The organism is Streptomyces sp. NPDC048353 (assembly GCF_055587165.1).
On sequence record NZ_JBVJGU010000005.1, the window covers coordinates 190,693 to 202,845 of the forward strand.

The window sequence follows — 12,153 nt, forward strand, 5'->3', positions numbered from 1 at the left end:
CCTTGAGCCTAGTAAGTCCGATTTGGCGAGAAAAGTCGGCCGCTCGGATACGAGGAGGGCTTCGGTCAGCCGGCGCCTCCGCTGAGCGACAGCTCGCTCTCGCGCTCCCGCTCCAGCATCCGCCGCAGGGGCCCCTCGACGCCCACCAGCTCCGCGTACGGGCCGCGCTGCACGGTACGCCCCTCGTCCAGGACCAGCACCTCGTCGACGGCGTCGAGGCCGCGCAGGCGATGGGTGATCAGGACGGTGGTACGGCCCTCGGTGGCCAGCAGCAGATCGTCGGTGAGCGCGTCGGCTGTGGCGAGGTCGAGGTGTTCGGCCGGCTCGTCGAGGACGAGCACCGGGAAGTCGGCGAGGAGCGCCCGGGCCAGGGCGAGGCGCTGCCGCTGTCCGCCGGAGAGCTTCGAGCCGTGCTCGCCGACCATGGTGTCGAGGCCGTCGGGCAGCCCGTCCACCCAGTCCAGGAGCCTGGCCCTGCGGAGCGCGGCCCGCAGCTCGTCGTCGGTCGCGTCGGGGCGGGCCAGCCGCAAATTCTCGCGCAGGGAACTGTCGAAGGTGTGGGCGTCCTGGGCGCAGAGCCCGACGAAGCGGCGGACGTCGTCACCGTCGAGCGAAGCGGCGTCCACCCCGCCGAGGCGGTACGTGCCGTCGTCGGCGTCCAGGAACCGCAGCAGCACCTGGGCCAGGGTGGTCTTCCCACTGCCCGACGCGCCGACCACGGCCACCCGGCGGCCGGCCTCCAGGGTCAGTCCGAAGCCGGTGAGCGCGTCCCGTTCCTGCCCGGCGTACCGGGCGCGGAGGCCGGTGAGTTCGAGGGGGAACGCGCTCAGCGGCAGTTCGGCGGGGTGCTCCGGCTCGTGTACGGGGAGGGGGGCGTCGAGCACGTCGTACACCCGCTCGGCACTCCGCTTGACGCGCTGGCGGTACTGGACGGCCAGCGGGAGGCCGGTGACGGCCTCGAAGGCGGCGAGCGGGGTGAGGACGACCACCGCGAGGTTGACGCCGTCCAGGCGCCCGTCGCGGAGGGCCTGGATCCCGACGACGGCGGCCGCGGCGACCGTGAGACCGCAGGCGAGCGCGGAGAGCCCGGCGCCCAGAGCGGTGGCGGCGGACTGCCGGGAGGCGATGGAGGTGAGCGTACGGTCGGCGTCCCTGGCCCGGCCGACACGGTCGGGCAGCGCCCCGGCGACGGTGAGTTCGGCGCAGCCGCGCAGCAGGTCGACGACGCCGGTGGCGAGCGTGCCGCGGGCGGGGGCGAGCTGCCGCTCGGCCCGGCGGGCGAGGGCGCCGCTCAGCAGCGGGACCGCCAGCCCCGCGGTCAGCAGTCCGACGGCGAGGACGGCCCCGGCCTCGGGCAGCAGCCAGGCGGTGAAGCCGACGGAGCCGGCCCCGACGAGGAGGGCCGCTCCCACCGGGAGCAGCCAGCGCAGCCAGTAGTCCTGGAGGGCGTCGACGTCCTGGACGAGCCGGGAGAGCAGATCGCCGCGCCGGGTGCGGCGCAGGCCGGCCGGGGTGATGCGCTCCAGGCGCCGGTAGACGGAGACCCGCAGCTCCGCGAGCATCCGCAGCACGGCGTCGTGGGAGACGAGCCGTTCGGCGTACCGGAACACGGCCCGGCCGATGCCGAAGGCGCGCGTAGCGGTGACGGCCACCATCAGATAGAGCACGGGCGGCTGTTCGGAGGCACGGGATATGAGCCAGCCGGACACGGCCATGAGGCCCACGGCCGATCCCAGGGCCAGGCCGGCGAGCAGCAGCGCGAGCCCCATCCGGCCCCTGAGCTCCCCTGCCATGGCGCGCACCCGTCGCAGGAGACGGACCCGATCGCCACCGCTGCCTCCCTCCTGACCGTGGTCCCGGGCGCCGACCGGCCCACGGCCCTGGGTCTCCGGACCGGCCGCATCGCCCGAGCCGTCGCCCTGAGCACGGACGCTGCCGTCGCGCGCGTCGAGGGCCTTGAGGTCATCGGGGGTCCGACCAGCGCCCTGGTCTCCGCCCCGGGTACCGGGCGCGCTCCGGTCGGTCAGCGCCTCAGCCGCCCGCTCGGGAGCGGTCGGGGCCAGCGACACCACGCGGTCCGCGATCGCGAGGAGAGCAGGGCGGTGTACCACCAGGAGCACCGTCCGGCCGGCCGCGAGGCGCCGCACCGCGTCGACCACGGCCGCCTCGGTCTCCCCGTCCAGCGCGGCCGTGGGCTCGTCCAGGAGCAGCAGCGGCCGGTCGGCCAGGAACGCCCGGGCCAGGGCGAGGCGCTGCCGTTGACCGGCCGAGAGGCCTGCCCCGTCCTCGCCGAGCACGCTGTCCATCCCGGCCGGGAGTCCGTCGACGAACCCGTCCGCCCCCGCATCCCGCAGGGCCTCCCGTACCGCCTGGTCGGAGGCGTCGGGGCGGGCCAGTCGGACGTTCTCCGCGATCGTCCCCGCGAAGAGGTACGGCCGCTGGGGCACCCAGGCGATCCGCGACCGCCACTCCTCCAGGTCCAGCGAACCGAGTTCGGCATCCCCGACCCATACCGCTCCGCCCGGCTCGGGCTCCGTGAACCCCAGTACGACATCGAGCAGGGTGGACTTGCCGATCCCGCTCGGCCCCACCAGGGCCACGGTCTCGCCCGGCGCCACGATCAGCGACGCGCGGTCCAATGACGGCTCGGTGCGCCCCTCGTGCCGGACGGTCACGCTCGACAGCTCGAAGCGCGGGGACCCCGCGGGCACGGCGGCGGTACCGCTCGTGCGGACCGGTGTCTCCAGGACCTCGAAGATCTCCTCGGCGGCCGCCAGCCCCTCCGCCGCCGCGTGGTACTGCGCCCCGACCTGCCGGATCGGCAGATACGCCTCGGGGGCGAGGATCAGGATCACCAGGCCGGTGTAGAGATCGAGATCGCCGTGGACCAGCCGCATCCCGATCCCGACGGCGACCAGCGCCACCGAGAGGGTCGACAGCAGTTCCAGCGCGAAGGAGGACAGAAAGGCGATCCGCAGCGTCCTCATCGTGGCCCGGCGGTACTCCGAGGTGATGGCGCGGATCGACTCGGCCTGCGCCTTGGCGCGTCCGAAGACCTTGAGCGTCGGCAGTCCCGCCACCACGTCCAGGAAGTGCCCCGAGAGCCGGGACAGCAGCTTCCACTGCCGGTCCATCCGGGCCTGGGTGTACCAGCCGATCAGGATCATGAAGAGGGGGATGAGGGGCAGGGTGACGACGATGACGGCCGCCGAGACCCAGTCCTCGGTGACGATCCGCGCCAGCACCGCCACGGGAACCACCACCGCGAGCCCCAGCTGCGGCAGATAGCGCGCGAAGTAGTCGTCGAGCGCGTCCACTCCCCGCGTGGCCAAGGCGGCGAGCGAACCCGCCCGCTGACCGCTCAGCCACCCGGGCCCCAGCTCGGCCGCGCGCGCGAGCAGCCGGCCCCGCAGCTCGGACTTGACCGCCGCGCCGGCCCGGTGAGCGGCCAGCTCCGTGAGCCAGGAGACCAACGCCCGCCCTCCGGCGACACCGGCGAGCAGCAGCAGCGGGGTGGTGAGATCGGAGACCGACCGGCCTTGCTGGAAGGCCCCCACCACCACGTCGGCGATGAGCATCGCCTGGGCGACGACCAGCGCCGCTCCGAACAGGCCGAGCACCACCACCGCCGCCAGGAAGCGGCGAGTGGCCCGGGCGTAGCGAAGCAGACGCGGATCGATCGGTTTCACGTGAAACATCTCCCACTCATGAGCGGTGTCAGTGAGCAGCGTCGGCGATGTGCTGCGTGCCGATCCGCTTGCGGAACACCCAGTAGGTCCAGCCCTGGTAGAGCATCACCAGCGGTGTCGCCACGGCCGCGCACCACGTCATGATCTTCAGCGTGTACGGGCTCGACGACGCGTTCGTCACCGTAAGGCTCCACGCCGGGTCGAGCGACGACGGCATGACGTTCGGGAAGAGCGTCAGGAAGAGCATCGCGACCGCCGCCGCGATCGTGACGCCCGACAGGGCGAACGACCAGCCCTCGCGCCCGGCCTTGATGGCGAGGACGGCTCCGACCAGCGCCACCACCGCGACGACCATGGCGACAAGGCTCCCGGTGTCCCCCTTGTCGGCCTGGGTCCAGGAGAGGAAGCCGAGGGCGAGGACGGCGGTGACGAGCCCCAGCTTGAGGGCCAGTGCCCGCGCCCGGAGGCGGATGTCCCCGACCGTCTTGAGCGCCGCGAAGACCGCGCCGTGGAAGGTGAAGAGCGTCAGCGTGACGAGACCGCCGAGGAGGGCGTAGGGGTTGAGCAGGTCGGTGACCGTACCGACGTACTCCATCCGCGCGTCGATCTTCACTCCGCGCACGATGTTGCCGAAGGCGACGCCCCACAGCACGGCGGGGATCAGGGAGGTCCAGAAGATGGCCTGCTCCCAGTTGCGCTGCCATGTCTCCTCCGGCCGCTTCGCCCGGTACTCGAAGGCGACACCGCGCACGATGAGGCAGACCAGGATGAGCAGCAGCGGCAGGTAGAAGCCGGAGAAGAGCGTCGCGTACCACTCGGGGAACGCGGCGAAGGTCGCACCGCCGGCGGTCAGCAGCCACACCTCGTTGCCGTCCCAGACGGGGCCGATGGTGTTGATCAGCACCCGCTTCTCGGTGCGGTCCCGGGCGAGCAGCTTGGTGAGGACGCCGACGCCGAAGTCGAAGCCTTCGAGGAAGAAGTAGCCGATCCAGAGGACGGCGATGAGTACGAACCAGACGTTGTGGAGTTCCATGCCTCGATCTCCTCAGCCTCAGTACGAGAAGGCCATGGGCCGGTCGGGGTCGCGCTGATCCCCGCCGATCTTGGTGGGCGGATTGAGGTCGGACTCGGTGAGCTCGGGCGGTCCGGCCTTGACGTACTTCACGAGCAGCCTGACCTCGATCACGGCGAGCACCGCGTACAGCAGGGTGAAGACGATCATCGAGGTGAGCACTTCGGCCTGCGTGGTGCCGGGTGAGACCGCGTCCTTGGTGCGCAGCACGCCGTAGACCACCCACGGCTGACGGCCCATCTCGGTGAAGATCCAGCCCCAGGAGTTGGCGATCAGCGGGAAGGCCATGGTCCAGAGGGCGACCAGCCAGTACCACCGGCTGAGCTTCGGGCTGAGCGCCTTCCGGAAGAGGACGAGATGGGGCACCTCGTCCTCACCCGTCCGCAGCCCCGGCGGGAGGAGGAACTTCCTGCGGGTCAGCCAGAGGCCGAGCATGCCGAGGGAGAGCGAGGCCATACCGAAGCCGATCATCCAGCGGAAGCCCCAGTAGGCCACGGGGATGTTCGGGCGGTAGTCGCCGGGGCCGAACTTCTCCTGCTCGGCCTTGTTGATGTCGTTGATGCCCGGGACGTGCGAGGTGAAGTCGCCGTTGGCCAGGAAGGACAGCAGGCCGGGGACCTCGATGGCAACCTTGTTGTGGCCCTCGTCGACATCGCCGTAGGCGAAGATCGAGAAGGGTGCGGGCGCCTCGCCGTCCCAGAGCGCCTCGGCGGCGGCCATCTTCATCGGCTGCTGCTTGTACATCACCTTGCCGAGCATGTCGCCGCTGATGGCCGTGCCGAGCCCGGCGATGATCAGGGTGATCAGGCCGACCCGCAGCGAGGTGCGCATCACCCGGACGTGCTTCTTCCGCGCCAGGTGGAAGGCGGAGATGCCGACCATGAAGGCGCCGCCGACCAGGAAGGCGGCCGTCATGGTGTGGAAGAACTGGGTGAGGGCGGTGTTCTGGGTGAGCACGAGCCAGAAGTCGGTGAGCTCGGCCCGGCCGCGCTCCTCGTTGATGCGGTAGCCGACCGGGTGCTGCATCCAGGAGTTCGCCGCCAGGATGAAGTAGGCGGAGAGGATCGTGCCGATCGACACCATCCATATGCAGCCGAGGTGGATCTTCTTCGGCAGCTTGTCCCAGCCGAAGATCCAGAGACCGATGAAGGTCGACTCGAAGAAGAAGGCGATCAGGGCCTCGAAGGCGAGCGGGGCGCCGAAGACGTCGCCGACGAAGCGCGAGTAGTCGGACCAGTTCATGCCGAACTGGAACTCCTGCACGATGCCGGTGACCACACCCATCGCGATGTTGATCAGAAAGAGCTTGCCCCAGAACTTCGTGGCCCTGAGGTACTTCTCGTTCTCCGTACGTACCCAGGCCGTCTGAAGACCGGCGGTGAGCGCGGCGAGGGAGATCGTCAGGGGGACGAAGAGAAAGTGGTAGACGGTGGTGATGCCGAACTGCCAACGCGCCAGAGTCTCTGGCGCCAGAGCGAGGTCCACGTCGTCTTCTCCTTACATCGCCGTGGTCACGGAGGCGACCTGCCCCTTTAATCCCACCCATCCCGGGATGAACCGTGACACGCTTGTGAACGCGTTCACATTCACAAGCATTATGACTCATACGAAATCCGTATGAGTACGGGGGGTGCCCTACTCGAAGGTCACCCCTTCCCTCCGCCTTCAACATATTGTTGAATCTGGGGTATGACCCTTCGTATCCGTCTCTCCTGGCCCGCCGGTCACACCACGGCCACCATCGACGAAACCCCCACGAGCAAGGCGCTCGTGGGGGTTCTTCCGATCACTTCCACCGCCCGGACCTGGGGCGAGGAAGTGTATTTCGACACACCGGTCTCCACCGTGGTCGAGTCCGACGCGCGACAGGTGGTGGAGCCGGGGACCGTCGCCTTCTGGACGGAGGGCGACGCGCTCGCGCTCCCCTATGGCCCGACCCCGATCTCCCGGGGCGACGAGTGCCGGCTCGCCGCCCCGTGCAACGTCCTCGGCTCGCTCGACGCCGACCCGCGCGTCCTGGCCACCGTCAGGGACGGCGACCCGATCCGGGTGGAGCTGGTGACCGACTGAGGGCCTCCCGCCCCGCCCCGGCCGGGTGAGTCACCCCCGCCCGTCGGCTAGCTCTCCTTGCGGAAGCCCTCCGCCGCCTTCAGGAACAGGTCGTTCGCCTCGCACTCACCGATCGTGACGCGCACGCCCTCACCCGCGAACGGCCGCACCACCACACCGTGCCGCTCGCACTCCGCCGCGAAGTCCACCGTCCGCTCACCGAGCCGCAGCCAGACGAAGTTCGCCTGGGTGTCCGGCACGGTCCAGCCCTGGGCCACGAGCCCGGCGTGGACCCGCTCGCGCTCCGCCACCAGCGAGCCGACCCGGCCGAGCAGTTCGTCCTCGGCCCGCAGCGAGGCCACCGCCGCGTCCTGCGCCACCTGGCTCACCCCGAACGGCACCGCCGTCTTGCGCAGCGCCGCCGCCACCGGCTCATGGGCGACCGCGAAACCGACCCGCAGCCCCGCGAGGCCGTACGCCTTGGAGAACGTGCGCAGCACGGCCACGTTCGGACGGTCGCGGTAGAGCTCGATGCCGTCCGGGATGTCGGCGTCGCGGACGAACTCCCGGTACGCCTCGTCGATCACCACCAGGACGTCGGAGGGCACCCGGTCCAGGAACCGCTCCAGCTCGGCCCGGCGCACGGCCGTACCCGTGGGGTTGTTCGGATTGCAGACGAAGATCAGCCGGGTCCGGTCGGTGATCGCCTCGGCCATCGCGTCGAGGTCGTGCACCTCGCCCTCGGTCAGCGGCACCTGCACCGGGGTCGCCCCGCTGATCTGCGTGATGATCGGGTACGCCTCGAAGGACCGCCAGGCGTACATGACCTCGTCACCGGGGCCGGCCGTCGACTGGATCAGCGACTGCGCGATCCCCACCGAGCCGGTCCCGGTGGCCAGGTGCGAGACGGGGACGCCGAAACGGTCGGCGAGCTCCTGCATCAGGCCGGTGCAGGCCATGTCGGGGTAGCGGTTGAAGGAGGCCGCCGCGGCCAGCGCGCTCTCCATGACACCCGGCAGCGGCGGGTACGGGTTCTCGTTGGAGGACAGCTTGAAGGCGACCGGGCCGCCCGCGGCGGCCGGCTTGCCCGGCTTGTACGTCGGAATGCCGTCCAGCGCGGCGCGCAGCCTCGGGCCGCCCGCACTCGTCCCGCCGGCCCCGCCGGTCTCGCTCACTGCACTCACTGTGGTCCTCCTCGACCGTCCGTACCACCAATGCTCCTCACCTTATGAGGATTCGCCTCCGCTGCGAATGGGCTGTGGACAACCTCATCCCTGAGCTGTGGAAAACAGAGGGAGCGCGGGGCCGGGTGGCGCGCGCCGGTGGCGAGCGCCGTGGCGCGCATCCCCCGTAGAGGTGAGTTGAGACCTCTTCGAGACCTCGCCCCGGTGGCAGGCTCATGCCCGTCGACAACCATAGATCCACCGCCAGACGCCCTAACTCTCTTTCTTTCCAAGGCAATTGACCTTTTTCGATCTTGCAGAAACGTGCCTGTCAACGAGTGAATATGCGACCGGCCCACCCACCCGCCCTCGCCCTACTATCGGCTCGCCATGACAGCAGCAGGGAAGCACCAGGTGAGCCGGGCACAGACCCGGGGAAGCCGGCAGGGCAGAGCGGGCATCCGGGATGTGGCCGCCGCCGCCGGGGTCTCCATCACGACTGTCTCCGACGCGCTCAACGGCAAGGGCCGGCTACCGGACGCCACCCGCCGCCACGTTCGCGAAGTCGCAGACCGGCTGGGCTACCGCCCGTCCGCGGCGGCCCGCACGCTCCGTACCGGCAAGTCGGGCCTCATCGGCCTGACCGTGACGACCTACGGGGATGAACCTTTCACCTTCACCGAATTCGCGTACTTCGCGGAGATGGCCAGAGCCGCGACCTCGGCCGCGCTCGCCCGGGGCTACGCCCTGGTCATCCTCCCCGCCACCTCCCGCCATGACGTCTGGTCGAACGTCGCCCTCGACGGCACCGTCGTCATCGACCCCTCCGACCACGACCCGGTCGTCACCGAACTGGTCCGCCAGGGCCTGCCCGTCGTCTCCGACGGGCGCCCCGCCGGCACCCTCCCGGTCACCGCCTGGGTCGACAACGACCACGAAGCCGCCGTCCTCGACCTCCTCGACCACCTCGCCGCCGCCGGCGCCCGCCGGATCGGGCTGCTGACCGGCACCACCACCGACACGTACACCCGCCTCTCCACCACCGCGTACCTCAACTGGTGCGAACGGGTCGGACAGGACCCCGTCTACGAGGCCTATCCGGCGCACGATCCGTGCGCGGGCGCCGTCGCGGCCGACCGGCTGCTCGCCCGCCCCGACCGCCCCGACGCCGTGTACGGCCTCTTCGACCCCAACGGAACCGACCTCCTGGCGGCCGCACGCCGCTACGGACTGCGCGTACCGGACGACCTGCTGCTGGTCTGTTGCAGCGAATCGACCGTGTACGCCACCACCGAACCGCCCATCACGACCCTCTCGCTCAAGCCGCGCCGGATCGGTACGGCGGTCGTCCAGCTGCTCATCGACGCCATCGAGGGGAGCGATGCCGACGGGCCGGTCGAGCGGGTGATACCGACCGAACTCATCGTCCGGACCTCCTCCCAGCGGCGCTCCCCCCGGACGACCGTCAGCCCGCCCCGCTCCCCCTCCCAGAACGAGAAGGACTGAGAGAGGGACGGGGAAGGTCCGGAAGCGGGCCGGGAGGGCCGCGAAGAGAGGCCGGGGGAGCCGCCGAGCCGGTCCTCGGAGGTCCGGGAAACGTCGCGTACGCGCCGATGTCCGGCCCAAACCGAGGACCGGCCCGGCTCGAACCCTGGCCTGGACCTTCTCAATTCGGGCGAAACAACCGGTGAACCCGGAGTGGACCCGGATTCACCACCCCTGGTGCGTCACACAGGAGGACCCTCATTCCTATGATGGGCGCACGACACCGCGGACCACCCCGACCAGGCCGGTCCGCGATGTGCAGGGCATCGCGACGGTGGTGGAGGGGTCGATGACTCAGGGGGCCGGGCAGGAACCCGTGGTGCGCACGGCGACATTGCGTGACTTCCGCGTACCGCCGTACGCCCGGGTGCCCGTGCAGGGCCATGCCACGGAACCTCCGGCCGACGCTCCGGGGCTCCCCGCGGCGCCGGCCGCGGTGGCACCGACAGCAGTGGCACAGGCCCCGGTGGCGCAGATCGCGGTGGCACCCGCGCCGGGAGCGCCGAGAAGCGGCGTCGGCATGTCCGGCGCCCCGCTCGACCGCACGCTCCACCTCGGCACCGTCGTGGCGTCCCGCGCGGACGGCCCCGCCGCCTCCGTTCCCGACGTCCCCGCGTCCCCCCCGGTGCCCGCCGTGCCCGGCGGCCACCCCGGAAACGCCTTCCCGGAGGGCGACCTCCCCGAGGGCTACACCCCCACCGAGCGCGACCTCCCGGTCATCAACCGGGGCGACACCGTCCAGGTGCAGGTCGACCCGGCTCCGGCGCCCGCACCGGCTCCGGCGGCGGGCGAGGGCCCGGGCCCGCTCTTCGTCGTCGGCGACGTCCACGGCTATCTCGACGAACTCGTCGCCGCGCTGCGCGAGAAGGGCCTCATCGACGAGAACGGCGGCTGGGCCGCGGGCAACGCCCGCCTCTGGTTCCTCGGAGACTTCACCGACCGCGGACCCGACGGCATCGGTGTCATCGACCTCGTCATGCGGCTCTCCGCCGAGGCGGCCGCCGCCGGCGGCTACTGCAAGGCCCTGATGGGCAATCACGAGCTGCTGCTCATCGGCGCCAAGCGCTTCGCCGACACTCCCGTCAACTCCGGCGCCGGCACCGCCACCTTCCAGGCCGCCTGGCTGCTCAACGGCGGCCAGAAGTACGACATGGACCGCCTCCAGGACGTCCACCTCCAGTGGATGTCCCGGCTCGACGCCGTGGTGGAGGAGGACGGACACCTCCTCCTGCACTCCGACACCACCGCGTACCTCGACTACGGCAGCACCATCGAGGACGTCAACGAGACCGTCCACGAGATCATCAACCGCAACGACGCCGACGAGGTCTGGGACCTGTTCCGGAAGTTCACCAAGCGCTTCGCCTTCCGCGACGACGGCGGCCCGGAGGCGGTGCGGGAGCTGCTCGGCACCTACGGCGGCCGCCGCGTCGTGCACGGCCACAGCCCCATCCCGTACCTCCTGGGCCAGGTGGGCACCGAGGACGGCGAGGGCGGCTCGGACCCGACCGTCGACGGACCGCACGTCTACGCCGACGGCCTGGCGATCGCCATGGACGGCGGTGTGACCATGGCCGGAAAGCTTCTGGTCGTCCAACTCCCCCTGAACGGCTGAGGTATAACCCTGCGCATCCGGGCCAGGCGATTTCGGGAAACCCCCTGTCACGGTGGCGCGGAACCGGAATACCATCGGCTCATCCGTAGCAGGCTCTCCTCCGTTTCCGCCCCACTGCCCGGCGTTCTTCCCCGGGCGGTCCGGCCCTACGGAGCATCGGGGGATGCACATGAACGTGGCTCCGCACCTGCTGACCGAGGACCGCGCCGAGTACGAGCGCACCCTCGACGAGGCACTGCGTCACGCGCACGAACGCCCGGATCTCGCCGAGGTCGGGAAGCGGCTCACGACCGCACAGTTGCGCGCCATGGCGCTGAGCGCGACCGCGCTCATCACGGCCGCGGCCGCACCCGAATACGACCACTTCGTGAAGATACGTGAGCAGGGACGGTCACCCGGCGGTACGAGCGTCATGGGCGCCGTCCTCGCGGCGGACGGCGACGGGGCGAGCGGCGGCCCGGGAGCGGGCGTCGTCGCGATCGTCACGGTCCTCGCGCCCGTGCTGGCGGGCACCGCGGCGGTGATCTTCCTGCTGGTCGGGGCCGTACTGAAAGTCCTGGCCCCGACCCTGCAGTTCGCCGACACCCTGCTGACGGCGGGATGGTTCTTCGGCGCCGTCGCCGCGGCCGGGCTGCTCTGCGCGGCCGCCGGACTGCTCGTCACGGCGCTGCGCAACAGAGCCACCGAGGTGGGCGCGGCGGACCCGGGCACCGCCGAAGGGACCGAGCTGTCGCGGGCCAGGGAGGCCTGGCGGCACGCGCTGCTGGAACGGGGCATCCTGCCGTTCCTGCGCGCCGCGCTGGCCGACCCCGGTGCCGGCCGCCCGGCCCCGACCGCCAGGCCGCGCCCGGTCTCCAGGATCCCCAAGGTCGGGTACAGCGGTCCGGACTTCTCCAGCCCCGGCGAGGGCGGATCGGCCACCCGCCCGACGTACAGCAGCCCGGACTTCTCCAGCCCCGACTTCGGCCCGCCCGAGACCATCCCGGACTGACCCCCACGGCGCCCCCGCCCCGCCCCCTA

General features: G+C 71.1%; 8 protein-coding genes. 4 read left to right on the plus strand and 4 right to left on the minus strand.

Features of this window, described 5'->3' with window-relative positions; all coding sequences use genetic code 11:
- Positions 1-65: 65 nt before the first annotated feature.
- Genes cydD through ACZ6RC_RS19510 form a run of 3 tightly spaced genes read right to left on the minus strand, consistent with a single transcriptional unit; the run spans position 66 to position 6,246 of the window.
- A complete protein-coding gene (gene cydD, locus ACZ6RC_RS19500) occupies positions 66-3,698 on the minus strand; it encodes a thiol reductant ABC exporter subunit CydD (protein WP_469584767.1) in 3,633 nt (1,210 codons plus the stop codon).
- Positions 3,699-3,717: 19 nt separating this feature from the next.
- Positions 3,718-4,722 (minus strand): cytochrome d ubiquinol oxidase subunit II, encoded by a 1,005-nt coding sequence (cydB, locus tag ACZ6RC_RS19505; RefSeq protein WP_469584770.1) that lies wholly within the window; start codon positions 4,720-4,722, stop codon positions 3,718-3,720.
- Positions 4,723-4,740: 18 nt separating this feature from the next.
- Complete coding sequence (locus tag ACZ6RC_RS19510; protein ID WP_391139923.1) at positions 4,741-6,246, minus strand: cytochrome ubiquinol oxidase subunit I; 1,506 nt, start codon at positions 6,244-6,246, stop codon at positions 4,741-4,743.
- 204 nt (positions 6,247-6,450) lie between these two features.
- Between ACZ6RC_RS19510 and ACZ6RC_RS19515 the strand changes: the two genes are divergently transcribed.
- Positions 6,451-6,831: a cyclophilin-like fold protein gene (locus tag ACZ6RC_RS19515; RefSeq protein WP_469584773.1), complete on the plus strand. Its 381-nt coding sequence runs from the start codon at positions 6,451-6,453 to the stop codon at positions 6,829-6,831.
- A gap of 47 nt (positions 6,832-6,878) precedes the next feature.
- Here ACZ6RC_RS19515 and hisC read toward each other — a convergent pair whose 3' ends face one another.
- Positions 6,879-7,985, minus strand: coding sequence for a histidinol-phosphate transaminase (gene hisC / locus ACZ6RC_RS19520; protein ID WP_469585719.1), 1,107 nt, complete (start codon positions 7,983-7,985; stop codon positions 6,879-6,881).
- Positions 7,986-8,363: 378 nt separating this feature from the next.
- Between hisC and ACZ6RC_RS19525 the strand changes: the two genes are divergently transcribed.
- The 3 genes from ACZ6RC_RS19525 (at position 8,364) to ACZ6RC_RS19535 (ending at position 12,124) form a co-directional block, all read left to right on the plus strand.
- A complete protein-coding gene (locus ACZ6RC_RS19525; RefSeq protein ID WP_453616116.1) occupies positions 8,364-9,479 on the plus strand; it encodes a LacI family DNA-binding transcriptional regulator in 1,116 nt (371 codons plus the stop codon).
- Between the two features lie 328 nt (positions 9,480-9,807).
- Positions 9,808-11,133 (plus strand): metallophosphoesterase, encoded by a 1,326-nt coding sequence (locus ACZ6RC_RS19530; protein ID WP_453616113.1) that lies wholly within the window; start codon positions 9,808-9,810, stop codon positions 11,131-11,133.
- 163 nt (positions 11,134-11,296) lie between these two features.
- Positions 11,297-12,124 carry a hypothetical protein gene (locus ACZ6RC_RS19535; RefSeq protein WP_469584777.1) on the plus strand — a complete coding sequence of 276 codons (828 nt, stop codon included), beginning with the start codon at positions 11,297-11,299 and terminating at the stop codon, positions 12,122-12,124.
- The last annotated feature ends 29 nt before the right edge of the window (positions 12,125-12,153 follow it).

Coding starts and splice junctions, on each gene's coding strand:
- cydD (WP_469584767.1), bottom strand. CDS start 3,698: ATGTTTCACGTGAAACCGATCGATCCGCGTCTGCTTCGCTACGCCCGG.
- cydB (WP_469584770.1), bottom strand. CDS start 4,722: ATGGAACTCCACAACGTCTGGTTCGTACTCATCGCCGTCCTCTGGATC.
- ACZ6RC_RS19515 (WP_469584773.1), top strand. CDS start 6,451: ATGACCCTTCGTATCCGTCTCTCCTGGCCCGCCGGTCACACCACGGCC.
- ACZ6RC_RS19525 (WP_453616116.1), top strand. CDS start 8,364: ATGACAGCAGCAGGGAAGCACCAGGTGAGCCGGGCACAGACCCGGGGA.
- ACZ6RC_RS19530 (WP_453616113.1), top strand. CDS start 9,808: ATGACTCAGGGGGCCGGGCAGGAACCCGTGGTGCGCACGGCGACATTG.
- ACZ6RC_RS19535 (WP_469584777.1), top strand. CDS start 11,297: ATGCACATGAACGTGGCTCCGCACCTGCTGACCGAGGACCGCGCCGAG.